We start from the raw sequence: 25,441 nt of genomic DNA on the forward strand, positions 1-25,441 counted from the left end.
TTATTTTCTAGAATGAATCAGCCCGGTTTGATAGGCGTACTCCACGAGTTCCTTCCGGGTTTTCATTGCGAGCTTTTCCATCAGATTGGTACGGTGAGCCTCCACGGTTTTCACGCTGATCACGAGCGTCTCGGCAATTTCTTTATTGGCGTAGCCAAGCGTTATATAGTAAAGCACCTCCCATTCCCTCGGGGAGAGCCGCCTTGGGGTGCGGCCGGGAGGAGGGACACTTTGGGCCTGCATCAGGGCCTGGAAGGAAGCAGAGGCGTAGCGGTTATGCCGGGCGGCCGCCCGGATGGCCCCGTATAAATCGTCCAGGGAATCGGTATGCAAAAGGCACCCGGTGGAGGCGCGTTCGTACACCTGCTGCAGGAAAGCAGACGTCTCCTCCCCGGCGACTAGAAATACGGCCGGAAGCAGTGGGCGTTCGAAGATGGCCGCTTCCGGTGAAAGCGTGCCCGCATCAATGACATAGACGGGCTTCCGGCCTCGGGATGATAAAGTCTCTGAAGGTGACCATCCGGCTGTTTCCTTAATAACGGTACAGTCAGAAGCTTCTTCGAGCAGTATTTTTAACGCTTTCTGATAGATCGGACGTCTGCTTACTAAAACGATTGAAATCATGCTGTCACCCTCTTATGCACTGGTTAGACGTTCATGTATGGAAAACTTTCGAGAATACGTGCCTATAGCATTAACCATCAATTGTTAAAAAAACAGGAAAAAATAATTAAGGGTTTTCCCTTATATTTTTTAGAAAACTCCTTTGATAGTATCATGGTAACACTATCAAAGGAGATGGAAATAATGAGCAGGCCCCTTCAAAATCTTTCTTTGCACGAAAAACCGAGCGGATCTTTTGCAAGTATGCTGTCTCCTGAAGAGTTTGAACGTTTTCAGGAGCGCACGCAGCTGGCGCACAAACGGGCCGGGACGTATCTGTATTTAGAAGGAGACCCTTCTGATTATTTCTATTTTCTCTATGAAGGAACCGTGAAAATTCAAAAAAGCACGAGCGACGGAAAAGAATTAACAATTTCGCTGCTAGGAAGCGGAGACCTGGCCGGTGAATATGGCAATCTGAATGCGGTGCGCCATGATTTTTCGGCGCGGGTCTCAGTCGCCAGTACGGTAGGCGTAATTAAAAAAACAGACATTGATGCATTGATTAAAGCATCCGGCACCTTTTCCCTGAAAATGATGCAATGGATGGGCAGCAACTCGTTAAAGGAGCAGTCAAAATTCCGGGATCTGCTGCTGTACGGGAAAAATGGCGCCCTGGCCTCAACCCTGATCCGCCTCAGCACAACGCACGGATCGGATAGGGGGAGCGGCACTGTCCTGCAGCTGAAGCTTACCAACACCGAGCTTGGGGAATACATCGGCTTATCCCGGGAAGGCGTGAACCGCTGCCTGAACGAATGGAAAAAGGCCGGCGTTATTTCCTATGAGAACGGCCGTATTGTTATTCATAACATGCTCTATCTGCGCAGGCTGTGCAACTGCCCGCTTGATAACCTTTGCTCCAGTGAAATATGCCGTCTGTAGTAACGCCTAATGTAATAAAACCAGGATCCCCCGGTGCCTCTTCCAGGCACCGGGTTTTTGGTGTTTTTTGGATTAAAGTCGTACGACCATGACGCTGCAGTCGGCGTTTTTTGTAATGTGCTCGGATACGCTGCCAAGAAAAATCTTCTCGACGGCATTTAAGCCAGTCGCACCTGTGACAATTAAATCGACGTTGTATTTTGGTACAAGATCGCGTGGGATAGCTGTTTTTGGTGATCCATATTCGATATCAGCCACTACATCCGTGATACCGAATTCCTCCGCCTGCTTTTTATATTTATTAAGCAGCTGGCGCGCTTCATCCTCCACATTGCCGATGACGGTGGAGTCGTAATTGCTCATCGGCCGGTAGGCGTTGCGGTTGATCACCTGAGTGATCACAAGCTGCGATCCCTGGGCTTTAGCAATTGGAAGAGCAGTTTCAAACGCGTAATCTGCTTCCTCTGAACCGTCCACAGCAACTAAAATAACGTCCATTGTATGCATAATATGCCTCCTAAAGAAATTATTGTGTTTCCACTGCGTACTTCTAGTTCGTAAGCATATTTTCCTGTTAACGAACGCAAAAATTGTCCTCTGACCGATTAAAAGAGGGAAATGCCGGGAATTAAAACAAATAAAAGCTCGCAGGAGGTGCTTTAACGTGCTGACCGTTACCTCGATGGAAACAGACCATATGATCGAGATCGAAATCAGCGGAAAGCTGACAGAAGAAGATTACGAAACGTTTCAGAAATCGTTTGATGCCGTGAAGCAGAACGACACCCCGATCAATCTGCTTGTGATGGTGACCGACTGGAAAGGAATGACGCCCCAGGCAGTCATAGAGGACCTGAAATGGCTGAAAAGCATAAAGGAATTTCAGAAAATAGCGCTAGTCAGTGATGAAAAAGGCATAAAAGCAGCGGAAGCCTTCGGCAAGCTTCTTCCTGGAGTGGAAACCAAGCACTTCGGACAGACAGAAAAGGGGCAGGCTCGGGAATGGCTGATGAAATAAAAATTGCGAACCCAAAAGAAAGGAGCTGGCAACATGAGTGAAGCAACCGTGAAACTAGCTGTCCAGGGGGAAAACGACATCAGAAAAGAACAGACAACAAGCTTCATCCCCCGCATTGGTGAAACCATTGCTCTGGAACCGGACGAAAAATTCAGAGTGGTTGATATAGAGTATACAATGTTTGGGGAAAACGCTGCGACTACAGAAGTGGTGGCGCTAGTGGAAAGACTGTAAAAGATCGCGGTGTCTCTTTGAAGAGGCGCTTGTTGATTAATATATAATATAATTATGTTAACTGATAACTGTTTAACAAAATATCTTTCAGGCGGCGCAGAAAAAGGATTACCCTGGCAGTAAAAGCGGGTAAAAGTGACTAATGGCTATGCTACGTACTTCAAAGGAGGGAGCACCGTGAATAAAAAGCAGAAAAAACAGCTGGATAATTTGATTATCGAATATTTGGAGGACAGAGGAAAATCCCACGAAATGAAGGTGGCAGACGAGCTGTCGGAGCGATTTGAAGGAAAGCTTCATGCTGCTACAGTACTTGTGAGAATCGACAGAATGAAAAAAAGCAACGAACTGCGTCATGAGGCCAAGGCTGTCCATGACACGATCGTCTGGGCAAAAAAACTGTAGTTTCATTCACAAAAACGAGGATCCCGGTTTTTAACCCGACCACAACAGGGAAAGACGGGAATAGAAAGAATGGCAGACGAAAGCTTTGCTGCCTCACAGCATATGGAGGAGGACAATAGGAATGGAAAAACTGGAATTTCAATTTATAACGTGTGATAAACGGGGCGAAATCCCGATAGAAAGCGGTATATTGACGATCGAAGACGACAATACATGGCAGGCGGAATTGATTAATTTCACCGGAGGCATGGATTTGTTTTCGGATCAGGGCAATGAATTCCGCATTAAGGATAACAGCCTGGTGGAGTATGAAGGTAAAGGCAGGGCATCAAAAACAGGCGATGAAGAAGCAGAAGGAAATATTGTTATCAAAGGCCAGGGGAAAATTAGCAAGTACTAATAAAGCATCCCGCCCGGGGTGCTTTTTCCATGAATATGCCGGCCGCAGAGGAGGAATTTTTATGGACACGTATTATAACCATCCTGAATACCGCCCGTTTTTCCCGAACGCCCTAAACGCCTCGCATTCCATAGAAATAATGGATTTTGACGGGCTCGCCCTGCTTATTCAGATGACCGACGGGGCAGTAGAGTCACCGCACCGCCCGGACAAAGCGGACCTGCTGCACTGGCTGTGGGATACCGGAATCGATTATTTGGAGAAAAATGATCCCGGCGACCGCCAGCGGATGGTAATTACAGAAAAAGATCTGGATAACGGCAAATTGATTACTCCTTATGAAGATCTTCTAAAAGAATTCGAAGCTTACGGATACTGACCAGCAGCTTTAAAAATTCCCCAGGAGGTAAATATGTCATTTCGAAATTCAATAGGAAAAAATGTTAGAATCGCCCTCGCAGATATAGCAAAAGAAGATAAGGTGCTGCAATTGATTCTTGCGCCTAAAACGATGGAAAAGTTTATAATCGTCAAAATCGATTCCATCGATGAGATGGGCATATGGATCGAACATGAAATCGAAGCCGAGCTCGATGAAGATGAAGACGGGGAAAAGCTGCTGCAGTCGCAGCGCGAGAGAAAGCTTGTCCGGTCAAAATTCTTAATCAAGTGGCACTATATCGAAGGGGCCTACGCGCCGCTCGACGACGACGTGAACAGTAAAATGAAGTTTCTGCGCTAAAAGGAGGAGTCTTACATGGACGATTGGATTCATCAGTTATCAAGCACGGCTCGTCAGAATAAAAAACAGGTGTCCACCGTGGAGGAAGAAAAACAGATGGAAAGCATACGTGCCTGCTCTGAGGAGCTGACAGGCATGTTCGATGAGTTAATGGGAACCATTAACGGCCGGTCGGATTTAAAAGTAGAAAAAGTAAAAAGCAACAAGCATGTAAAATACTTTTACGGCGTTTCCGAGCTTATTATTGAGAACGGCGAGGTTTTCACCCGTAAAGGCTTTCTGGAAATAAGCTTCAAAATCCGTATTAATGACTCTGCCTACAACGTCAGTGACGTCCGGCCCCGCAGTGCTTACCTGAAGGACTTAAACACATGCAGATGGGAAACGGAAACAGGTACTGTATTTAATGAAGAACAGGCATCGATGTTATTTAAGCAGGCACTGCTTCCTTATATCGAAGAATAAAAACAACAGTTTCAGTCCGGAGACACTTCGGGCTGTTTTTTGTATTGTATTTGGATTGTTGTATCTTTAATAAAACATTAAAGTATATACAAATAAAACATATTGTAGTAATACATAAAGCGATGGAATATATACAACGCTGAAAAGAACTGAATCAGGTTAGAAAGGACCAGGAAATAAATTCAGTAATTTTAAAAAATAATAGTACTTTATTACTTAAATTTGAAGTATTATAAAGGAGAGGGGGATAAACGATGGCTACCGTGTATGTCAACCGTCATGTCCGTTATGTGCAGGTACTGTTAAGCGATGAGGGGAGCCTTTTGCACTGTTTAACCTGGGAGACCGACGACGGGTTTGTCTTTGACATCCATGCGCTTGATGACAGCTCGTTTTCCCCGAAGTATGACAGGATTTATATGCCATTTGACCAGGGAACAATGACGCTTCACGGAAATACGTATATTTTGTATTAACCATATGGCTGCTGATAATAAAGGAAAGGATATCTGATGTTGCCTTAATTATTATTTGTGTTTTAAATTATACAATATATGACGTTGCGAAATAGAATCATCAGTAGTGATTCAGCTGTTATCAAAAAGTGTTTTTTTGTTTCTTTTTATATACATTATCGTCAAAACAGAGCCTCTGTAATTTCAATAGGATACTGAATGTACGTTGCGTTAATACCATTTATTTCCTATGCAATAGAAAGAAGGAGTGTTATGCTTTGGGCGGAACAGAAGTTGAAAGGAGCATGCGCTATCTCTCAATTTTCTTACGTGATCGATGAAGAAGGAAATGAAGTGTTCGTAGGGACCAAAGAAGACATTAAGGAAAAATTCCCGGCTAAAGAAAAGCATATTTTTAACACTGAAGAGGAATTGCTGAACGGCATACGGGATTTTCGGGAAAATGAACGAATCATATCTGTTGTAAGTGATCTGCCTGTTTTAAATGAACAGTGGAAACAGAAGGACAATATGTAACACGATTCGTTTAGGCCGGCACTGGACCGGGAACTTTTTGTTTATTACTCAGAGGTGGGCCGGACTTTTTCCAGAAAGTCCGGTTTTTTTATTAGGTGGGGGAACTATTAAAAGCACTGGCGTAGTATAATAAACAAAGTACCTCCCAGTCTTTGTCAGAGAGGAAGATGATGATGAACAAAAAAAGAAATACCGCCTGGCTGCTGGTTCCGCTGCTTTTGCTTCAGGCCTGGTGGCTTTACCGGGAAGCCGAAAAGCAGGGAAAAGCCAAATGGAAGTGGGGCCTGTGGGGATTAACACAGTTTCCAACCCCGGCAGTGGCTTTTTACGTCATTCATAAATGGAAGAAGTAAGCCCAGCTGCTGCTCTTCCGAGGTTTCAAACCGGCGCCCAGGTGTAATAGCATAAAAAGAAGCCGGAGATTCTGCCGGTATGCGCAGCACCTATTAGAGTGAAGGGGCGACAAAAATGAAACAGGAAACTCAGGAAATTAACGAAATTGTACTCGACGAATCGGAGCTGCGATTTGAGTCTGCGTACTTGTATCTTGAAACGTCCGATCCGGACAGGATCGGAGAAAGCGCCTGGACGCTGGCCATTTATAATGCAGAACAGGAATTTTCCGAAGAGTTTACCAATCGAAACAGCATCAGCATCCGGTTCAAAACCGAAGAAGCAGAGTATCAGGGGCTTGTTCAGTTTAAAAACATTGAAGGCGGGGGGAAGAAGCATTGCCACCTCGATGGTCTCGATGAACTGGTGCAGATATAAAGCAGGTATAAAAACGGGTGACAGCGAAAGCTGGCGCCTGTTTTTTATATGCACCCCAGTCTGAAACCAGGGGAACGTTTAATACGCGCGAATTCGGGGATTATAGGTGTGAAAAGATGCTCAAAGATTGGAAAGGAGAGAAAGCCATGAGTCCGAGAAAAGAAGCGATGGCCCAGCTGGCCGGAAGAGTCGAACGGGGGGAAATCGGTGCCGAATGGTCGCCAGTGGATGAAATCGAGCAGGATCGTTTTCAGGAGCTTGCGGAGCACGGATACGTGACGTATGACGACGCGTCCGGAGAAAAAGACCAGGCGGTTTACAGCGGTATTAAAATCACAAAAGAAGGCCGCGAGCTTTATGAAGAATATAAACGGCAGGTAGATGAATAGAAATTAACGCATTCCGCGGGCGGTATTATACAAGCCGCCTTTTTAAAAGAATGAAACTCAGGAGGACGCGATGCCGACACTAGCACTTGAAGCTGTTAAAACAGTTTCCACAAATGAAGTTATTCACGTAAAGGAAGGACAGCTGCAGGCAGGCGGCGGGCCACTTGAACGCTGGACCGTTTCCATTACAGACTGCGACAACGAGGAATTTTTCCACCAGGCATTCGACAGTACTTCTCCTGCGTTGGATTTATATTTTTACACCCGGGAAGGCTTTCAGTTTGGCGGACAGGCCTACATCACCCGTTCGGATCAGAAAAGTATTGAGCTTGAAGGAAGCAGTGCGCTTCAGGAACAGTCGTAATTGGATAAAAGGAGGATGACGATGACACAGGAACCGGATTTTTTCGAGGAAGGGCTGAAAGGCTACCGCGTACGTCCACTCCATTTTGCCGGGGAATCAGTCGAAGTGTATCAGGACGAAGAGCTCGTGCTGCTCGTTCAGGTGACCACTTCGGCGATGGCAGCCGAAGCTAGTTTAAAGGAAGAAAACGTACCCGACTGGCTGTGGAGCATCGGCCTGGATTATCTGAAACAGGAAGAGCCGACGGAAAAAAAGCGTCTTGTCATTACCGTGCAGGACGTGACAGACGGAGAAATAAACAAAGCTTATGACAATTTATTGAGAGATTTCGAAGCGCCCTCGAGCTGAGAGGGTGCTTTTTGTTTTTATTTATATAGAAGAAACAGGCACACTGTTCTTTTGATGTCAGAATTCTTTAGAAACGGTTTTCACTGACTCGGGAAGGAAATTCTTTCTGAAAAAAACGGCCGGGTGTCTTCTCGAACCGAAAAAACTGTGGTATAAATAAGTGGAGGGGGTGGATGACAGTGGCTTTAGTGGAATTCAAATGCAGAACGCAGCCGCAGGTGACCTATAGCAGTGACGGTCATGAAATTCATTACAAGGTGATTGAATACGCCGATGGCTACGAGGTGGTGCTTCATTCGATGGGTGATTTTCAGCCGGCCGATGAAAAACTGTTATTTCATCAGGGAAGTCAGGTCATTCACGCCAAAGAGCATACTTACGTATTAGATACCTGTGACTGTGTGTACAGCGGTGAATCCGATGAAACTATCGATCATTCGATCTGTCACAAACCGTATTCTAAATCCATGTAAACAAACGCTAAGCGGAGCTTTCCTTCCCGGGAGGCTCTTTTTTGTGGCGGACGCAGGTGTAAAAAACATTCCGGAAAATAGAAAGGAGCATACAAATGCTGCATTTTGAAAAGAAGGACCTTCACAATTTAAACCACGCGGAGGCGCCGTATGTATCCATTTACCAATACGGGAAAACAGATATCAGCAGCCATCCATCTGACAGCAGCCGGGTGGGGCTGTCCAAGCAGGGCATGATGAAGCTGGTGAATTACTGGATTGAGGAAGGCAACCTTGATGATAACGACAAGCAGCAGATTAAAGAGTGGCTCGACCAATAACCCTTCAGGAGACGTGGAAGAAATTCGGGTTTAGCAGGAGAGGTGCAGGGAAAAGGAATCACAATTCACCAATAGAAAAACGAACTTCAGGCACGTATCTGCGCCGAAGTCGTTAAAGGGGGAATCGTGATGGCACGCCTGCTTGACTTTTACCACGGACCGTATGAAGGCAGCCCGGGGGAGTCTGAACATTTTAATGGACCGGTGCTTCATATCTTTGAGCGCGAACAGCTGCTGCTGTCGATGCAGATCACGGCCGAAGCACTCCGGAAAGATGAACTGAACGTAGACATGACCACGGTGTATGAATGGCTCTGGCACCGGGGGCTCGAATTTATCGAACAGGAAAATATTACGTCAGCCACGGTGATAGTGATTACCGATAGAGATATTGAAGGAAATAAAATTGTTACTTCCTATCGGACGCTTGCTTGCCGGGCATAATATAAACGGGGCCGTCTGCTTCATCAAAGCAGACGGCCCCGTTTATATGATTAAAAGATGGTGCGGAAAACGCCGGTGACTCTGCCGAGTATCGTACAGTTTTCTAAAATGATCGGGTCCATGGTGGCATTTTCAGGCTGCAGGCGGATAAAGTTTTCTTCTTTGTAAAACCGTTTAACCGTCGCTTCCATTTCGTCGGTCATAGCAACAATAATATCGCCGTTATCAGCGGTCTGCTGCTTTTGGACGACAACAAGATCCCCGTCAAAAATGCCGGCCTCTATCATGCTGTCTCCCTGAATGGTAAGCATGTATACCTGTTCTTCATCGGTCACCATGCGCTCCGGAAGAGGGATGTATTCTTCTACATTTTCCACCGCAGTGATAGGCTCCCCGGCCGTAACTTTACCGATCACCGGCACATATACAGCTTTGCTTTCGTGAATCGGCTCGCTGCCCTGGTCTTCAAGTTCAAGCACTTCAATTGCCCGCGGCTTAGTCGGGTCGCGGCGGATTAAATTTTTGTTTTCAAGGCGGGCGAGGTGCCCGTGCACCGTTGAACTCGAGGCGAGCCCCACGGCTTCTCCGATCTCCCGGACCGAAGGCGGATAGCCTTTTTCTTTTACTTCTTCTTTTATATAATCAAGAATTTGCTGCTGGCGCTTGGATAGCTTCATCTCCGCACCTCCTTTTGAGGAATTTTTCTGAGTAAAGTATAGCATGAGGGGAACAAAAACGCAAACACCCGTTCTAATATTTCTGTTGACGGGAACAGGTATTCTGGTATACTGAATGAATATAAGAACATACATTCTCATTCAGGGGGAACATGCATATGAATAAACTCAAAACTTTCACTTCAACGGACTGGACAATGCTTGCCTTATTTGCATTCGCGCTTTTATTTTTGGTATATTCAGCGGACGCTTCGATCACTCCGGACACGCTGGGCGGCACGGAAGCAGACCGTTCGGCAGAAATCGTCTATGAACAGGAGCATCCGGTTTTAAAGGACAGGACGGGGTATCAGGAACAGCCGTGGGAACGAACAGTTTCGTTTGACGCTGCCGAACAGTAAAACACGAACGGAAAGGAACGCAGACAAATGAAAACATGCATCATTTACGCCCGGGTAAGTACGGAAAAAGAAGAACAGCAGTCCTCGCTTGCCAGGCAGCAGGAGGAGCTGGAAGCTATTGCTGCAGCGAATGGCTGGACGGTGCAGCAGACAGTGACAGAACAGGAAAGCAGCTATTCCGTGGAACGGGATGGACTTCTTCGTGTGTTCGAGCTCCTCGATGACACACGGGCGGATACACTGCTAATTACCGATGACACGCGGCTTGGACGTGGAAATGCTAAAATTGCCGTGCTCCATGAACTGCAGAAAAGGGGCACGTCCATCTATACAGTGAAAGATGACGGGGAGCTCGAAATTGCGGATACCGATCATATGATTATGGAAATTTTGTCCATTGTGGAAGAGCATCAGCGCCGGCTGCATAATTTTAAAATTAAGCGGGGGATGCAGCGGGCGGTGGAAAACGGATATCATCCTGAAGAAAACTTCGGATTAAACCGCAGCGGCGGCCGGAAAAAAATAGAGGTGCCCATTGAAGAAATTGTTAAGTTGAAACAGCGGGAGCTGACGTTTAAGGATATCGCTCTGACGCTCCGGGGTCTTGGCTATGATATTTCCAAAGCGACGGTGCACCGTCGTTATAAAGAATATGAACAGCAGCGAGCAGATTAGAACCGTAGTGATTTGTTTGCGGTACGGCGCTGTTTTTAATATAATAAAAAAGGAACGCCATTTTAAGGGAGGCAACTTATGCTTTCGAAAGAAAAAATTGACCGGATTAATGAGTTAGCCAAACGCCAAAAATCGTCGGGGCTGACAGCTGAAGAAGAAGAAGAACAGCATGCGCTGCGTCAGGAATATTTAAGCAAATTCCGTTCCTCATTTAAAAACCAGCTTGAAAACGTAAAAGTGGTGGATGAAGAAGGTACGGATGTAACCCCAAGCAAGCTTGAGCGTGTCAAACGACGGAACCGCAGCTTCCGGCATTAAGATAAAAGAGAGGCCTGATCTTAACAAAGAGCAGGCCTTTTGATTTTCTTCTTTCTCTGTTAACACGCTTGTGTAATCGTTTTAAAACCTTTATCATAAAAGCGTACAAGAACACGGAAATTCCCGCGGGGTCAACTCACAAGTGCGGGTTTCCACCCAAAAATACATACAGTGGAGGGAAATATGCATGGCAATTAGCACAGAACAGTTAGCAATTAACACGATCCGGACGCTGTCCATCGAAAGTATTGAAAAAGCCCAGTCGGGGCACCCGGGGCTTCCGATGGGAGCGGCGCCGATGGCGTACGCGCTCTGGACCAAATCTATGAACCACAACCCGGCCAACCCGGAATGGTTTAACCGCGACCGCTTCGTGCTGTCCGCCGGCCACGGATCGATGCTCCTATACAGCATGCTGCACCTGAGCGGCTACGACCTTTCGCTCGAGGAACTGAAAAACTTCCGCCAGTGGGGAAGCCAGACGCCGGGCCACCCGGAATACGGGCACACCGCCGGCGTGGAAGCCACCACCGGCCCGCTCGGCCAGGGGCTGGCCATGGGCACCGGGATGGCGATGGCCGAACGCCATCTGGCCGCCAAATACAACACGGACGATCACGCCGTGGTCGACCATTTCACGTATGTGCTCTGCGGCGACGGCGACCTGATGGAAGGCGTGGCTTCGGAATCGGCGTCCCTCGCCGGCCACCTGAAGCTCGGCAACCTGGTCGTGCTGTATGACTCCAACGACGTGTCGCTCGACGGCGCGCTTCACCAGTCGTTTTCCGAAAACGTGCTGCAGCGCTATGAAGCCTACGGCTGGCACACGGTCTTTATCGAGGACGGCAACGACGTCGATGCGATTGAGGCGGCGATCGAAGAAGCGAAGCAGTCCCCGAAACCATCCATGATCGAAGTAAAAACCGTCATTGGCTACGGCGCACCGAACAAAGGCGGCACGAACGCGGCCCACGGCGCACCGATCGGCGACGAGGAGTACAACCTGGTGAAGGAAGCCTACCAGTGGGACTACGACGCGTTTCACATTCCGCCGGAAGTGACCGAGTTGTTTGACGAAGTCAAGCAGGCCGGCGCGGAGGCCGAACAGGAATGGAACGAGCTTTTTGACGCCTACAAGCAGGCAAACCCGGAACTCGCCGACGAGCTCGAACAGGCGATGGCCGGCAAACTGCCGGAAGGCTGGGATGCGAAGCTGCCGGTCTTTACGGATGAAAAAGTAGCGACCCGTGCCGCTTCCGGTGATGTGCTGCAGGAAGTAGCGGCCGCCGTGCCGTCCTTGTTTGGCGGATCGGCCGACCTGGCTGGGTCCAACAAGACGCTGATCAAAGCGGAGAATGATTTCAGCCGCAACGACTACACCGGCCGCAACATCTGGTTTGGTGTGCGCGAATTCGCCATGGCGGCAGCTGTCAACGGTATTCAACTGCACGGCGGCCTGAAGCCGTTTGGATCGACGTTCCTGGTCTTTTCCGATTATCTGCGCCCGGCACTGCGCCTGAGTGCGTTGATGGGGCTGCCGCTTACGCAGGTATTTACGCACGACAGCATCGCGGTCGGCGAAGACGGTCCGACGCACGAGCCGGTTGAACAGCTGGCGGCGCTCCGGGCGATTCCGAACCTGAACGTCATCCGCCCGGCGGACGGCAACGAAACAGTTGCTGCCTGGCGCGTAGCGATGGAAAGTGAACACACGCCAACGGCGCTCGTGCTGACCCGTCAGGGCGTACCGACGCTCGAAGACACGAAGGAAAAAGCGGTGGAAGGCGTACGCAAAGGAGCCTACGTGATTGGCGAACAGGCCGAAAATCCGGACCTGCTTCTCGTCGCTGCCGGCTCGGAAGTGTCCCTCGCCGTGGACGCGAAAGCCCAGCTGCAGAGCGACGGCCTGACCGTCAATGTCGTCAGCATGCCGAACTTCCATGCGTTCGACCATCAGTCCGCGGACTACCGCCGGTCGGTGCTCCCGGACGGTGTACCGGCCATGGCCGTGGAAATGGGATCATCCTTTGGCTGGTACAAGTACGTCGGCGCCCACGGCTCCGTGTACGGCATTGACCGCTTCGGTGCTTCCGCACCAGGCGGAGAAGTCGTCGAAAAGTACGGCTTCACGCCGGAAAAAGTCGCTGAAGCAGCCAAACAGCTGATCAAATAATTATGCGTTGGGGAAAAAGCAGCCCGCCGGCTGCTTTTTCTTATTTTTATCCGAGTGAAAATTAAGCAACGGTGCTGAATCTTTCGAATCGGTGCTTTCTTTACATAAAAGAATGCGTTATAATAAACAAGGTCTGTTTAGAGACGCTAACAACACCCACATATATGTTAGGTATTCGGGAAAGGGGTAAGACACATGGGCTGGCTATGGTTAACAATTATCGGCATTGTCATTTTACTAGTTGGTATAGCCATCGGTTTCTTTATCGCAAGAAAAACGATGATGAACTATTTGAAAAAGAATCCTCCTATTAATGAACAAATGCTGCGCGTTATGATGATGCAGATGGGGCAGAACCCGTCCCAGAAGAAGATCAACCAAATGATGAGAGCAATGCAGCGACAACAAGATAAGAAATAACGGTCAGCACCCTTCTAGCTTCTAGAGGGTGCTTTTTTATCCATAGAGAGGATGAGACGGATGCGCGCTTTTTGGGACTTGCGCTGGTTTTTCTGGCAGGAGCGGTTCAAGTACAGCTTCGGGATTCTTCTGCTCATTATTGTGGCCCTGCTTTCCCTTCTACCGCCGTATGTGGTAGGGGTGGTGGTCGATGCGATCGAACAAAACCGCCTGTCGACCGGGATGCTTGCCGGCTGGATGGGAGCGATGATTGCGGCAGGGATATGCATGTACGTGCTCCGGTACGTCTGGCGTATTATGATTTTTGGTTCCTCGCTTCATCTCGGCCGTACGCTCCGCTACAATCTGTATCAGCACTTCACGCGGATGAGCAGCGATTTTTTCGGACGGAAACGAACCGGGGATCTGATGGCGCACGCCACCAACGATATTACTGCGGTGCAGATGATGGCCGGCCAGGGGGTTTTAACGATTGTGGATTCGCTCGTCATGGGAGGATTCGTCGTTTTAGCGATGGCAATCGGGATCAGCTGGCAGCTGACGCTGATTACGCTGTTGCCGATGCCGCTGATGGCTCTCTTAACAAGCTGGTACGGCCACCTGCTTCATAAGCGGTTTGGCGCTGCCCAGCAGTCCTTTTCTCAGCTGAACAACCGGACGCAGGAAAGCATTTCCGGCGTGAAGGTAACAAAAACGTTCGGGTACGAACGCGAAGACATCGAAGCGTTTGAAGCACAGTCCCGGGACGTTGTGGACAAAAACGAGCGGGTCGCCCGCATTGATGCCCTGTTTGATCCGACAATCACCCTTATCATCGGCGTCTGCTATCTGCTCGCGATTGGCTTTGGTGCCGGATATGTGAACGACGGAACGATTACTATCGGGCAGTTAACGACGTTCAGTGTCTATCTGGGCATGCTGATCTGGCCGATGCTTGCGTTTGGGTGGTTTTTTAACATTATTGAACGCGGGCATGCGTCGTATGACCGCATTCGTAACCTGATGGCCGAGCGGACTGACATTACCGACCAGAAAGCCGGAGTGGAGGACGTGCCGGCCGGGGCGGTGGAAATAGACATAGATAAATTTTATTACCCACGGTCGGAAACGAGCGCGCTGCACGATATTCACGCGTCGGTGCAGCCGGGACAGACCGTCGGGATCGTCGGGCGGACCGGCAGCGGGAAAACGACGCTTTTGCGGCTGCTTCTCCGGGAGCTGAAAAGCGGGGACGGAGCCATTACGATTGGCGGGACGCCGGCGGAAACCTATTATCTTGATACGTACCGTCTGGCATTCGGAAATGTGCCGCAGGAGCATTTCTTGTTTTCGATGACGCTTGCGGACAATATCGCCTTTTCCAACCCGGAAGCCACCCAGCAGGAGATTCAGCGTGCGGCCGGACTCGCAGCCATTCATGACGATATTGTGGCGCTTCCCTACGGATACGCCACGGCTGTCGGTGAGCGCGGGGTCACTCTCTCCGGAGGCCAGAAGCAGCGTATTTCGATTGCGCGGGCGCTTCTGCAGAATCCGGAAATTCTCATCCTGGATGACGCGCTTTCCGCGGTGGACGCAAACACCGAGCAGCAGATTCTCGAAGCGCTGAAGCAGGAGCGACGGGGGAAAACGACCTTTATCGTTACGCACCGCATGAGCACGGTAAAAGAAGCGGATGCGGTATGGGTGATGGAGCACGGCACGATCGTTGAAAACGGCTCCCACCGTGCATTAATGGAAGCCGGGGGCATCTATGCAGAAATGGTGAAGCGCGAAGAGCTGAAGGCCCAGGTGGAAAGGGGGGACCGCTGATGCTGCACGAAGATAAGGTGTTAACCAAACAGGAGCAGCGGGCGATTGTGAAGCGGCTGTTAAAGTATGCAGGTGTTCACAAACGGCTGCTGGCGTTTGCCTGTACGTTTCTTGTGATCGGCGTCGGCGCGGAGCTTCTCAGTCCGTACCTTGTAAAGGTCTTTATTGACAGCTATGTGACGCCGGGAGTATTCCCGGCAGATGAATTGACGTGGCTCGCGGCCATTTTCGCAGCGGCCACTGTTCTTTCCGCGGTGATGGTATATTTTCACACGTACTGGTTTCAGCGGATTGCGCTGAAAAGCATTCAGCAGATCCGCGTCGATGTGTTTTCGAGCGTCGAAGGGGCATCGATGCGTTTTTACGATCAAACGCCGTCCGGAGCGCTTGTGAGCCGGATAACCAATGACACTGAACGGATCCGGGAGCTGTACATGGAAGTGCTCTCGACCTTTATCCAGAACGGGGTGTTTCTGGTTGGGGTGCTTATCGCCATGTTCTTTCTGGATGTCCGTCTCGCCGCCGCAGCAATACTGATTATGCCGCTTTTGCTTATGCTGATGATGCTCTACCGCCGATACAGCTCGAGGTACTACGGGGAGATGAGCGGGAAGCTGAGCCGGCTGAATACGAAAATTAATGAAAGCCTGCAGGGCATGTCGGTGATTCAGCTGTTCCGGCAGGAGAGCCGGATGAAGCAGGAATTTTCCGGGATTAATGATGCCCATTATGAAGCCGGCCTGAAAAGCATGAAAATCGACGGCCTGCTGCTTCGCCCGGCGATCGACCTCGTGTCGGTGCTTGCTCTCGTCGGCGTGCTGTCGTATTTTGGCATTTTATCGATGGAAGGGGCCGTACAGGTCGGAGTGATTTATGCCTTCGTCAACTATTTTGAGCGCTTCTTTGAACCGGTTAATGAAATCATGCAGCAGATGTCGCTGTATCAGCAGTCGATTGTCTCCGCCGGCCGGGTATTTCATTTAATGGATGTGACCGGCCAGGAGGCAGCAGTGACGAGGGGGCGGCAGACCGGGGATGCCTCACGGAGCGGAGAGATTGAATTTGATCACGTGACGTTCAGCTATGACGGCGAGCATCCGGTCCTCCGAGACATTAACCTGTCGGTAAAAGAAGGCGAGACCATTGCGATTGTCGGCCATACTGGCAGCGGTAAAAGCTCCATCATTAACCTGCTGCTCCGGTTTTACGAACACGATGCCGGAACAATTTTCCTTGGAGGAAAGGACCTGCAGCGCTGGCCGGAAGAGGCGCTGCGCCGGCACGTTGGACTTGTGCTGCAGGATCCGTTTTTGTTTACGGGAACGGTCAGGGAAAATATTGCGATGCACAACCACCGGCTGAGCGACGAGGAGGTGCGGCAGGCGGCTGCTTTTGTCGGGGCGGATCAGTTTATCGAAGCACTGCCGAAGCAGTACGACGAACAGGTAGGCGAACGGGGGAGCTCGTTTTCGAACGGGGAAAAACAGCTGATCACGTTTGCCCGGACCGTCGCCCATGATCCGAAGGTGCTCGTGCTCGATGAGGCAACGGCAAATATCGACAGCGAAAGTGAAGCGGTTATCCAGCAGGCGCTTGCAAACCTCGTGGAAAACCGGACGACCATCATGATTGCCCACCGGCTGTCCACGATCCGGCACGCCGACCAGATTATCGTGCTTCATCAGGGGGAAATTGCCGAACGCGGGACGCACCAGGAGCTGCTTGCCTCCGGGGGGCTATATGAAAAAATGTACCGGCTGCAGCATGAAAATGAAGAGGTGCTTTAAAAGAGGGAACAATTGCGGGCCGCCGCTTCGGGGTGTATCATAGAGGCAGGAAAGCCTTCATATGATACATCCTATTTTTATAGAAAGGAAGGCGGCCGAAGTGAGTACACTGCTGATTATTACGACCCTCACGGCCTTTTTTATGGCTTCTGTCGTGATCGTCATCCGCATGAAAGCCATTAAGCAGCCGGCGACCTTCAAAAAAATCGTGCTGCCGCCGTTTTTCATGGCGACGGGAGCGCTGATGTTTGTTTACCCGCCGGCCCGTCCGACTGGGCTCGAAGTCGGCGAGGCGCTTCTCGTCGGGTTTGTTTTCTCTTTTCTACTGATGGCCACCACGTCTTTTGAAATACGTGAACGCCGGATTTTTGTTCGCCGGTCCAAAGCTTTTTCATTCATTCTGGTCGGCCTTTTAATTGTTCGGACAATCATCAAGCTGATCATCGGCGATGCGATTGAGCCGGCAGTGCTTGCCGGAATGTTCTTTCTGCTGGGCTTTGCCATGCTTGTGCCGTGGCGCGTCTACATGGCCGTGAAATACAAACAGCTCGAAAAAATTCTTCAGCGGGAGCCGGAGCCCGACAACTCCGTGCCTTCCCGCCATTCATCCTAATGAAAGGGAGAAGTGCCCATGTCTAACGATGTAAACGAACACCTTCAAAATGAAATACACGGAAAGAAACTGCCGAATGAAGCGGAGCGGCGTCTGTATCTTGATACGTACCGCGAACGCGTCATCCTTGCACTGACGAAAAAACAAGTGATGGAAAAAGGCATACGCCAGGAAGTGCTGAATGCGATGCACGACCGTAAGGCAAAAGAAGTACTCGTTGACGGCCACCTGAGCCTCGAGGCGCTGCGGCCGTACCGGAAAGCAGCTGAAACCCGGCGCGTTCCGTACCGGCGCGTCACGCACGACAATCCGGAGGGCACGTACGGACTGGTCGTTACGTCCGACACCGCGATTAATCGCGAAGACGTGTTTGCTGAGGATGAACCGGAAGCAGATGCCGGAACTCCGGACGCGGAAGAGAAAAAACCGTGGTGGAAAAAGCTGCTTGGCGGTTGAGGGAAGAAAAAAGAAGCAAGCGTTTTCCGAATTTTTGTCTGAAAATATTTATCTTTGAGGAAAGTTTTGCTATTCTATGAAAGTGGGTCGAGAAACAGATTAAGAAAGGCAGGCGGCAAAGGAATACAGCTGTGGGCCTTTCTGCTTATCCTCATCTACTTTTTCGACAACGTTACTGGATTGTTGTATAATAGATCAAGAAGGAGGGGTACATATGGCTCAAAATCAAGACGTATTCAATGCTCGCAAGGCTTTTGAATCGAATGGCAAAACGTATTATTATTACGACATTAAAGCTATTCAGGATGCAGGAGTCGGCGATGTGTCGAAGCTGCCATATTCCATTCGTGTGCTGCTCGAATCTGTACTAAGACAGTTGGACGGACACGTAATTAAACAAGAACACGTAGAAAGCTTAGCAAAATGGGGATCGGAAGAAGGCTCCAAGTATGATGTGCCATTCAAACCATCCCGCGTTATTCTCCAGGACTTTACCGGGGTTCCGGCAGTCGTGGACCTTGCATCGCTTCGGAAAGCAATGAATGATTTCGGGGGAGACCCGGATGTCATTGACCCGGCGATTCCGGTTGACCTCGTTGTGGACCACTCGGTACAGGTGGACCGTTACGGTACTGATGACTCGTTAAACCAGAACATGAACTTTGAATTTTCGAGAAACGAAGAACGCTACAAGCTCCTCAGCTGGGCAACCAAAGCGTTTAACAACTATAGTGCTGTACCGCCGGCTACAGGTATCGTTCACCAGGTGAACCTCGAGTACCTTGCTTCCGTCGTACACACGAAAGAAACAGAAAACGGCGAAGTGGACACGTATCCGGATACACTCGTTGGTACGGACTCCCACACGACTATGATCAACGGCCTTGGCGTCCTTGGCTGGGGCGTTGGCGGTATCGAAGCGGAAGCGGGCATGCTGCAGCAGCCGTCCTACTTCCCGGCACCGGAAGTGGTCGGCGTTCGTCTTGTGAACTCCTTGCCGAACGGTTCGACAGCGACAGACCTAGCGCTGCGCGTTACCCAGCGGCTCCGGGAAACGAATGTTGTCGGCAAATTCGTGGAATTCTTCGGCGAAGGCCTGGCGGAAATGCCGCTTGCTGACCGCGCAACGATTTCCAACATGGCACCGGAATACGGCGCAACCTGTGGGTTCTTCCCGGTTGACGAAGAAGCGCTCAACTATCTGCGCCTGACCGGCCGCGATGAAGAGCATGTGCAGCTTGTAAAAGACTACTGCAAGCACAACCACATCTTCTTTGATCCATCCGAAAAAGAACCGCAGTTCACTCAGGTGATTGAAATCGACCTGGCGGATATTGAGCCAAGCCTGAGCGGACCGAAGCGCCCGCAGGACCTGATTACTTTATCCGACATGAAAAAACAGTTCAATGAGGCGCTTACGGCTCCAGCCGGCAACCAGGGATTCGGCCTGTCTCCGGAGGAGATCGACAACGAAGCGACTATCGAACATCCAAACGGCAAAACTTCGAAGATGAAAACCGGGGCGCTTGCCATCGCAGCTATCACAAGCTGTACGAACACGTCCAATCCATACGTGATGATCGGTGCTGGCCTTGTCGCCCGTAACGCGGTGGAGAAAGGGCTTGAAGTACCGGAATACGTTAAAACGTCGCTCGCTCCAGGTTCCAAAGTGGTTACCCGCTATCTTGACGACTCCGGCTTGATGCCGTATCTGAACGATCTCGGGTTTAACCTGGTCGGCTACGGCTGCACGACGTGTATCGGCAACAGCGGCCCGTTGCTCGAAGAGATCGAAAAAGGGATCACAGACAGCGATCTCCTCGTTTCCTCTGTATTGAGCGGTAACCGTAACTTTGAAGGACGGATCCACCCACTCGTTAAAGCCAACTACCTGGCATCGCCGCCGCTCGTTGTAGCGTACGCGCTGGCCGGCACAGTTGACTTTGATATGTACCGCGATTCGTTCGGCAAGGATAAAGACGGCAACGACGTATACTTTAACGACCTGTGGCCGTCCGCGACCGAAATCAAAGACTTTATCACGCAAAACGTGTCTCCGGACCTCTTTAAAGAAGAGTACGAGAATGTCTTTGACAACAACGAGCGCTGGAACGAGCTGCAGTCGGATGAAAATGCGCAGTTGTACGACTTTGACGATGATTCCACGTACATTCAGAATCCGCCGTTCTTTGAAGAAATGTCCAAGGAGCCGGAAGACATTAAACCGTTGACTGCTCTGCGGGCTGTGGCGAAATTCGGGGACTCGGTTACGACCGACCACATTTCCCCGGCAGGGTCCATCGCGAAGGACAGCCCGGCCGGCCGCTACCTGATGGAAAAAGGCCTCAAGCCGGCGCAATTTAACTCGTACGGTTCCCGCCGCGGTAACCACGAAGTGATGATGCGCGGAACATTCGCCAACATCCGGATTAAAAACCAGCTGGCGCCTGGCACAGAGGGCGGATATACGACCTACTGGCCAAACGGTGAAGTGCTGTCCATCTATGATGCAGCGATGAAATATAAAGAGGAAAACACTGGCCTGCTTGTAATGGCCGGCAAAGATTACGGCATGGGAAGCTCTCGTGACTGGGCAGCGAAAGGGACGAACCTGCTCGGCATTAAGACCGTTATTGCGGAAAGCTTCGAGCGTATTCACCGCAGTAACCTTGTGCTGATGGGTGTGCTCCCGCTGCAGTTCCAGGAAGGCGAAAGCGCTGATTCTCTCGGCCTGACCGGAGAAGAGCAATTCGATGTAAAAATTGATAATACCGTAAAGCCGCATGACATGATAGACGTTGTTGCTACTGATCAGGACGGCAACACGACTACCTTCCAGGTAGTTGCCCGTTTCGACAGTGACGTCGAGATGGATTACTATCGTCACGGTGGTATTTTGCAGATGGTTCTCCGCAACAACCTTGAAGCGGCAGAAGCAAAACGCAGCCAGTAATTGTTAAAGGAAGGCCCCCGGTCCGCCGGGGCCTTCAATTTTCTCATATCTAAAATTTCACATACCGTAATGATAAAATTTGTCACACCTTCATCAACCTCTTATAATAAAAATAAGGACTAATGCGTGTTCAACCAGGGAATACGATAAAAATGACTACTCATTTTCGTCCTTTTCCCGATAGGGGGTGCCTTTATTGCAAATTAACGAGCAAAATAACATTTACGATATAATCGATAGATGGGAAAAAGAAGAAAATAATATTACAGTCAAACGGGCCTACGAGTGCATCCGGACGTTGGAGGAAAACGAACAGGCTTCCGGCTGCGCGCGTGTTTACGCGCTCATGGCCAGAGACCGGTGGAAGCATCAGCGCCGGTTTGACCCGATGATCCGCAACTGGCTGCAAAAGGCAGAGGAGCTTGACGATTCGGTGCCGCTTCTGCAGCAGCTTCGGCCGATGGAGCGGATCGACAGCATACAGGAAAATATTATGGATACGCAGCTGACCCCGCTCCGCGAAACGGATCCGGCCGCGGCCCGCTACCGCGTGGCTGAACAGCTGCGCGAGCAGTGCCGTCAGATGATTCAGTATCTGGATGATACGCTGGATACGTGGAATCCGGAAGAATTGACCGTGGACTTTTTGAATGTGGTAGAGAACGAACACCTGCGCGAGCTTCCGTTTCTGCTTGAAAACATCAAGCAGGCGTGCGAACGGCTGGCGTCGAGCACCCAGGCTTATATGGATACAGCATCGGGCTCGTTTTATTCGCCCGAAGCCGTGCGCGAAATTAAAGAAGCGATCAGCCATGTGGAGCAGCTGAAGGAAAAGTGGAACGAAGCGTCGAGCTCGCTCACGAAGGTGGGAGAGGAGTACGCCGACCCGCTTGAAGAGCTGAATGACATGATTGGCCTGCACAGTGTGAAGGCTCGCGTGCATAACATGTATCATTATCTGCAGTACCAGAAGAGGCGGAAGGAGCAGGGGTACCAGTGGAAGGATGAACGAAGCCTTCATATGATACTGACAGGCAACCCCGGCACGGGCAAAACGATGCTCGCCCGCCTGCTGGCTAAAATTTATCACCAGCTCGGCCTGCTGCAGCGTGATGAAGTGCTTGAAACCGACCGTTCCCGCCTCGTCGGCTCGTACGTCGGCCAGACCGAGGAAAAAACCATGGCGCTGATCAAGGAAGCGGTCGGCGGCGTGCTGTTCATTGATGAGGCCTACAGCTTAAAACGCGAAGGCATGGCCGGAAACGACTTTGGTCAGACGGCGATTGATACCCTTGTCTCGGCGATGACGAGCGGGGAGTACGCCGGTACGTTTGCCGTTATTCTGGCCGGCTACCCGGAAGAAATGCGGCAGTTTCTGCACGCCAACCCGGGTCTTCGCAGCCGGTTTCCGGAAAGCAACCATATCCACCTGCCCGATTACAGCATGGATGAGTTGATGGAAATTGGGGAAAAGGTAGCAATGGAAAACGATTTTTTCCTGAGCGAGGAGAGCAAACGGGTGCTCGAAGAACGGATCGAAAAGGAACAGGTGGATGAAACGTTCGGCAACGGCCGCACCGTTAAAAACATTGTGCTCGACAGCATTTTCCAAAAAGGGGCGGCAATCGGCAACCAGGACTATATCGGTATTGATGACTTTTCGCTGTTAACAGCAGAGGATATTCAAGAGCCTGAAGGCGAACAGCCGAAGGACAAACGCTCCGCCGTCCAGCAGCTCGATGATTTTATCGGCCTTGATCACGTGAAGCAGGAAATGAAAAAGCTTGCCTCCTTTATCCGCGTGCAGCAGCAGCGCCGCGAAGAGGGGGCGCCGACCGTGCCGATTCAGCTGCACACCGTCTTTTCCGGACCACCGGGCACGGGCAAGACGACGCTCGCCCAGGTGTATGCCGGCATCCTGAAGGAATACGGGTTTTTAAAGCGCGGCCATTGCATCGTCGCCGGCCGCAGCGACCTCGTCGCCGAGTACGTCGGCCAGACAGCCGCGAAAACGAAGCGGAAGGTCCGCGAAGCCCTCGGTGGAGTCCTGTTTATTGATGAAGCGTATGCCCTGATGTCGAGCTCGCGGAGCGACTTCGGCCGGGAAGCGATGGATACGCTCGTCGAAGAAATGACCAAGCACGATGAAAATCTGGTGGTTGTGCTTTCCGGCTATCCGGAGCCGATGCAGCAGCTGCTTGAAATGAATCCGGGGCTTGAATCCCGCTTCAAAAAAACCTTTTACTTCCCGCCGTATACGCCGGAGGATCTGGCCGAGATTACAGAGCGCTCGGTCGAGCGATTCGGCTATCATTTTGAGCCAGAAGCGCGCGAGCTGCTTGAAAGCAGGTACGCTGTATCCAACACGGACGGCAACGCCCGGCTCGCCGAAGACGTGGCTGAAGAAATCTTTCAGCAGCAGGCCTTCCGGCTGTTCCAGTCAGAGCAGAACGATGAAAATCTGCACGAGCTGACGGCCGAAGACGTGAAGCATGCGCTTGAAGTACGGGTGAAATCCGAAGGAGAAGAAGGACATGAAGAGCGTTCATACACCAATTGAAGTACGATATGCTGAGACAGACCAAATGGGCATCGTCCATCACGGCTCCTATGTGGTCTGGTGCGAAATTGGGCGCACGCATCATATGAAGGAGATGGGCTTTCACTATCCGGATATTGAAAAAGCCGGCTATTTGTTCCCTGTGCTTCATATTGATATCGATTACGAAACGCCGGCTGTCTACGGCGAGGACGTGGAAATTGAAACGTGGATTGATTCTTATGACGGAGTGCGTGTAAAATATGGGTATATTGTGACTAACGCTAAAGGAGATACGTGCATCAGGGCGTTTTCGAGCCACGTGTGCGTCCGTAAAGAAACGTTTAAGCCGGTGGCCATACGTAAGGCTCTGCCGGACTGGCATGAGGCCTACAAACGGCTGGCGGAATCCACTGCCGCTGGAGCTGCCAAAGGTGGTGGGGACGATGGCGTTTGGCATTAAAGCCAATGAGCTAAGAGCCTGGAAACGAAAGGCTGCGGCGGGAGAAGTGGCCCTGCTGACGCATTACTGGTACGATCCGCGTTTTCCCGACTGTGATACGGTCACAAAAGCCTCCTGTCGGGACGTGGAAACACTTGCGCGCTGGGGCAGACAGTACGGGTTGAAGGCCGGATGGATCCATTACCGCGAAGACTATCCGCACTTTGACCTGCTGGGGGACTACGAGGCTCACATTCTGTCCAAGGAAAAGCAGTGGAGGCAGATGGAGCGATTTGGTATCCAGGCTCCCCGTTCAAACAAATAATTTAATCTGGAGGCAGGAACTATGAATGCAACACAGAATGAAATTATTGAAGCACTGCAGACGACGCCGGAGATTGATCCGAAGCAGGAAATCGAGCGCCGGGTGCACTTTTTAAAAGAATACGCGAAGCAGGCCGGTGCCAAAGGCTTCGTACTCGGTATTTCCGGCGGCCAGGATTCGACGCTCGCCGGCAAGCTCGCCCAGATGGCTGTGGATGAGCTTGAAACCGAGCAGGCCGTGCCGTTTAAATTCGTCGCGCTCCGTCTTCCTTACGGCAAGCAGCATGATGAAGACGATGCATCGAAAGCACTCGAATATATCGAGCCACAGGAAACGTATACGATTGACGTGCAGCCGGGCGTGGACGCATCAGTGCAGGCGTTTGAGCAGGCCCTCGGAACGACCATGTCCGACTTTATCAAAGGCAACACGAAGGCCCGGGAGCGGATGAAGGCGCAGTACGATGTCGCCGGGGCCGAAGGGCTCCTTGTGCTCGGCACCGACCATGCGGCAGAGGCGGTCACCGGCTTTTATACGAAGCACGGGGACGGCGCCTGCGATGTGGCACCGCTATTTGGCCTGAACAAGCGCCAGGGCAAAATGCTTTTGCGCGAGCTTGAAGCACCGGCATCGACGTTTGAAAAAGTACCGACCGCCGATCTTGAAAGCGACCGGCCGGGCCTACCGGACGAGGAAGCGCTCGGGCTGACATACGATCAGATTGACGACTTTCTCGAAGGCCGCAGCATCGATTCCAAAGCCCATGACCGGCTGGTGGATATGTATAACAAAACGGCGCATAAACGGGAATTGCCGGCAACGTTATACGATACGTGGTGGAAAGAATAACAAGCGTCTGCGGATGGTCCCTTGCGGCCATCCGTTTTTACCAATATGGAAAGACTGGACGCCGGCCGCGATGTTTGATATACAGATA

General features: G+C 50.8%; 35 protein-coding genes. 32 read left to right on the forward strand and 3 right to left on the reverse strand.

Features of this window, described 5'->3' with window-relative positions:
- The gene (locus tag Q9M42_RS02710; RefSeq protein ID WP_322524993.1) at positions 1-624 is read right to left on the reverse strand and encodes a response regulator transcription factor; all 624 of its coding nucleotides are present in this window, start codon (positions 622-624) and stop codon (positions 1-3) included.
- 183 nt (positions 625-807) lie between these two features.
- Between Q9M42_RS02710 and Q9M42_RS02715 the strand changes: the two genes are divergently transcribed.
- On the forward strand, positions 808-1,548 hold the full coding sequence (locus Q9M42_RS02715; RefSeq protein WP_322524994.1) for a Crp/Fnr family transcriptional regulator: 741 nt from the start codon (positions 808-810) through the stop codon (positions 1,546-1,548).
- Positions 1,549-1,620: 72 nt separating this feature from the next.
- Here the strand turns inward: Q9M42_RS02715 and Q9M42_RS02720 are convergent, their stop codons facing one another.
- Positions 1,621-2,055, reverse strand: a complete 435-nt coding sequence (locus tag Q9M42_RS02720) for a universal stress protein (protein ID WP_322524995.1) — start codon at positions 2,053-2,055, stop codon at positions 1,621-1,623.
- Positions 2,056-2,212: 157 nt separating this feature from the next.
- Between Q9M42_RS02720 and Q9M42_RS02725 the strand changes: the two genes are divergently transcribed.
- From Q9M42_RS02725 to Q9M42_RS02805, 17 genes are all read left to right on the forward strand, one after another.
- Positions 2,213-2,566 carry an STAS/SEC14 domain-containing protein gene (locus Q9M42_RS02725; RefSeq protein ID WP_322524996.1) on the forward strand — a complete coding sequence of 118 codons (354 nt, stop codon included), beginning with the start codon at positions 2,213-2,215 and terminating at the stop codon, positions 2,564-2,566.
- A 33-nt stretch (positions 2,567-2,599) separates the two neighbouring features.
- Positions 2,600-2,800: a hypothetical protein gene (locus Q9M42_RS02730; protein ID WP_322524997.1), complete on the forward strand. Its 201-nt coding sequence runs from the start codon at positions 2,600-2,602 to the stop codon at positions 2,798-2,800.
- 177 nt (positions 2,801-2,977) lie between these two features.
- The gene (locus Q9M42_RS02735) at positions 2,978-3,205 is read left to right on the forward strand and encodes a hypothetical protein (protein WP_322524998.1); all 228 of its coding nucleotides are present in this window, start codon (positions 2,978-2,980) and stop codon (positions 3,203-3,205) included.
- 121 nt (positions 3,206-3,326) lie between these two features.
- Positions 3,327-3,605 carry a hypothetical protein gene (locus tag Q9M42_RS02740; protein ID WP_322524999.1) on the forward strand — a complete coding sequence of 93 codons (279 nt, stop codon included), beginning with the start codon at positions 3,327-3,329 and terminating at the stop codon, positions 3,603-3,605.
- 61 nt (positions 3,606-3,666) lie between these two features.
- Positions 3,667-3,984 carry a hypothetical protein gene (locus Q9M42_RS02745; RefSeq protein WP_322525000.1) on the forward strand — a complete coding sequence of 106 codons (318 nt, stop codon included), beginning with the start codon at positions 3,667-3,669 and terminating at the stop codon, positions 3,982-3,984.
- A 33-nt stretch (positions 3,985-4,017) separates the two neighbouring features.
- On the forward strand, positions 4,018-4,347 hold the full coding sequence (locus tag Q9M42_RS02750) for a hypothetical protein (protein ID WP_322525001.1): 330 nt from the start codon (positions 4,018-4,020) through the stop codon (positions 4,345-4,347).
- 15 nt (positions 4,348-4,362) lie between these two features.
- Positions 4,363-4,812, forward strand: a complete 450-nt coding sequence (locus Q9M42_RS02755) for a hypothetical protein (RefSeq protein ID WP_322525002.1) — start codon at positions 4,363-4,365, stop codon at positions 4,810-4,812.
- A 254-nt stretch (positions 4,813-5,066) separates the two neighbouring features.
- Positions 5,067-5,288, forward strand: coding sequence for a hypothetical protein (locus tag Q9M42_RS02760; protein ID WP_322525003.1), 222 nt, complete (start codon positions 5,067-5,069; stop codon positions 5,286-5,288).
- A 252-nt stretch (positions 5,289-5,540) separates the two neighbouring features.
- Positions 5,541-5,804: a hypothetical protein gene (locus Q9M42_RS02765; RefSeq protein WP_322525004.1), complete on the forward strand. Its 264-nt coding sequence runs from the start codon at positions 5,541-5,543 to the stop codon at positions 5,802-5,804.
- A 173-nt stretch (positions 5,805-5,977) separates the two neighbouring features.
- Entirely contained in the window at positions 5,978-6,157 is a 180-nt protein-coding gene (locus Q9M42_RS02770) for a hypothetical protein (protein WP_322525005.1), read from the forward strand.
- A 115-nt stretch (positions 6,158-6,272) separates the two neighbouring features.
- Complete coding sequence (locus tag Q9M42_RS02775) at positions 6,273-6,575, forward strand: hypothetical protein (RefSeq protein ID WP_322525006.1); 303 nt, start codon at positions 6,273-6,275, stop codon at positions 6,573-6,575.
- Positions 6,576-6,721: 146 nt separating this feature from the next.
- Positions 6,722-6,964 carry a hypothetical protein gene (locus Q9M42_RS02780; protein WP_022792118.1) on the forward strand — a complete coding sequence of 81 codons (243 nt, stop codon included), beginning with the start codon at positions 6,722-6,724 and terminating at the stop codon, positions 6,962-6,964.
- 70 nt (positions 6,965-7,034) lie between these two features.
- Positions 7,035-7,328, forward strand: a complete 294-nt coding sequence (locus Q9M42_RS02785) for a hypothetical protein (protein WP_322525007.1) — start codon at positions 7,035-7,037, stop codon at positions 7,326-7,328.
- A gap of 21 nt (positions 7,329-7,349) precedes the next feature.
- Complete coding sequence (locus Q9M42_RS02790) at positions 7,350-7,676, forward strand: hypothetical protein (RefSeq protein ID WP_322525008.1); 327 nt, start codon at positions 7,350-7,352, stop codon at positions 7,674-7,676.
- 173 nt (positions 7,677-7,849) lie between these two features.
- Complete coding sequence (locus Q9M42_RS02795) at positions 7,850-8,149, forward strand: hypothetical protein (protein ID WP_322525009.1); 300 nt, start codon at positions 7,850-7,852, stop codon at positions 8,147-8,149.
- A 95-nt stretch (positions 8,150-8,244) separates the two neighbouring features.
- The gene (locus tag Q9M42_RS02800) at positions 8,245-8,469 is read left to right on the forward strand and encodes a hypothetical protein (RefSeq protein ID WP_322525010.1); all 225 of its coding nucleotides are present in this window, start codon (positions 8,245-8,247) and stop codon (positions 8,467-8,469) included.
- 129 nt (positions 8,470-8,598) lie between these two features.
- Positions 8,599-8,913 carry a hypothetical protein gene (locus Q9M42_RS02805; RefSeq protein WP_322525011.1) on the forward strand — a complete coding sequence of 105 codons (315 nt, stop codon included), beginning with the start codon at positions 8,599-8,601 and terminating at the stop codon, positions 8,911-8,913.
- 50 nt (positions 8,914-8,963) lie between these two features.
- Here Q9M42_RS02805 and lexA read toward each other — a convergent pair whose 3' ends face one another.
- The gene (gene lexA / locus Q9M42_RS02810) at positions 8,964-9,590 is read right to left on the reverse strand and encodes a transcriptional repressor LexA (protein ID WP_022792125.1); all 627 of its coding nucleotides are present in this window, start codon (positions 9,588-9,590) and stop codon (positions 8,964-8,966) included.
- A gap of 158 nt (positions 9,591-9,748) precedes the next feature.
- On the opposite strand from lexA, the gene Q9M42_RS02815 reads away from it, so the two are divergent.
- The 14 genes from Q9M42_RS02815 (at position 9,749) to nadE (ending at position 25,353) form a co-directional block, all read left to right on the forward strand.
- Positions 9,749-9,991 carry a hypothetical protein gene (locus Q9M42_RS02815; protein WP_322525012.1) on the forward strand — a complete coding sequence of 81 codons (243 nt, stop codon included), beginning with the start codon at positions 9,749-9,751 and terminating at the stop codon, positions 9,989-9,991.
- Between the two features lie 27 nt (positions 9,992-10,018).
- Positions 10,019-10,666, forward strand: coding sequence for a YneB family resolvase-like protein (locus Q9M42_RS02820; protein ID WP_322525013.1), 648 nt, complete (start codon positions 10,019-10,021; stop codon positions 10,664-10,666).
- Positions 10,667-10,744: 78 nt separating this feature from the next.
- Positions 10,745-10,984 (forward strand): DUF896 domain-containing protein, encoded by a 240-nt coding sequence (locus Q9M42_RS02825; RefSeq protein WP_322525014.1) that lies wholly within the window; start codon positions 10,745-10,747, stop codon positions 10,982-10,984.
- 187 nt (positions 10,985-11,171) lie between these two features.
- Positions 11,172-13,157, forward strand: a complete 1,986-nt coding sequence (gene tkt / locus Q9M42_RS02830) for a transketolase (RefSeq protein WP_322525015.1) — start codon at positions 11,172-11,174, stop codon at positions 13,155-13,157.
- A gap of 195 nt (positions 13,158-13,352) precedes the next feature.
- Positions 13,353-13,577 (forward strand): YneF family protein, encoded by a 225-nt coding sequence (locus Q9M42_RS02835; protein ID WP_322525016.1) that lies wholly within the window; start codon positions 13,353-13,355, stop codon positions 13,575-13,577.
- Between the two features lie 60 nt (positions 13,578-13,637).
- Positions 13,638-15,389 (forward strand): ABC transporter transmembrane domain-containing protein, encoded by a 1,752-nt coding sequence (locus Q9M42_RS02840; RefSeq protein WP_322525017.1) that lies wholly within the window; start codon positions 13,638-13,640, stop codon positions 15,387-15,389.
- The gene (locus tag Q9M42_RS02845) at positions 15,389-17,176 is read left to right on the forward strand and encodes an ABC transporter ATP-binding protein (RefSeq protein ID WP_322525018.1); all 1,788 of its coding nucleotides are present in this window, start codon (positions 15,389-15,391) and stop codon (positions 17,174-17,176) included. Before Q9M42_RS02840 ends, Q9M42_RS02845 begins: the two co-directional genes overlap by 1 nt.
- Before the next feature lie 100 nt (positions 17,177-17,276).
- Complete coding sequence (locus Q9M42_RS02850) at positions 17,277-17,789, forward strand: CcdC family protein (protein ID WP_322525019.1); 513 nt, start codon at positions 17,277-17,279, stop codon at positions 17,787-17,789.
- 18 nt (positions 17,790-17,807) lie between these two features.
- The gene (locus Q9M42_RS02855; RefSeq protein ID WP_322525020.1) at positions 17,808-18,245 is read left to right on the forward strand and encodes a YueI family protein; all 438 of its coding nucleotides are present in this window, start codon (positions 17,808-17,810) and stop codon (positions 18,243-18,245) included.
- A gap of 214 nt (positions 18,246-18,459) precedes the next feature.
- Positions 18,460-21,198: an aconitate hydratase AcnA gene (gene acnA, locus Q9M42_RS02860; RefSeq protein ID WP_322525021.1), complete on the forward strand. Its 2,739-nt coding sequence runs from the start codon at positions 18,460-18,462 to the stop codon at positions 21,196-21,198.
- 196 nt (positions 21,199-21,394) lie between these two features.
- Entirely contained in the window at positions 21,395-23,758 is a 2,364-nt protein-coding gene (locus Q9M42_RS02865; RefSeq protein ID WP_322525022.1) for an AAA family ATPase, read from the forward strand.
- Positions 23,733-24,200: an acyl-CoA thioesterase gene (locus Q9M42_RS02870; RefSeq protein ID WP_322525023.1), complete on the forward strand. Its 468-nt coding sequence runs from the start codon at positions 23,733-23,735 to the stop codon at positions 24,198-24,200. Before Q9M42_RS02865 ends, Q9M42_RS02870 begins: the two co-directional genes overlap by 26 nt.
- Entirely contained in the window at positions 24,184-24,504 is a 321-nt protein-coding gene (locus Q9M42_RS02875; protein WP_322525024.1) for a hypothetical protein, read from the forward strand. Before Q9M42_RS02870 ends, Q9M42_RS02875 begins: the two co-directional genes overlap by 17 nt.
- Positions 24,505-24,525: 21 nt before the next feature.
- On the forward strand, positions 24,526-25,353 hold the full coding sequence (gene nadE, locus Q9M42_RS02880) for an ammonia-dependent NAD(+) synthetase (RefSeq protein ID WP_322525025.1): 828 nt from the start codon (positions 24,526-24,528) through the stop codon (positions 25,351-25,353).
- The last annotated feature ends 88 nt before the right edge of the window (positions 25,354-25,441 follow it).

The sequence above is a fragment of the Marinococcus luteus genome (assembly GCF_034497705.1).
Classification (GTDB): Bacteria; Bacillota; Bacilli; order Bacillales; family Marinococcaceae; genus Marinococcus; species Marinococcus luteus_A.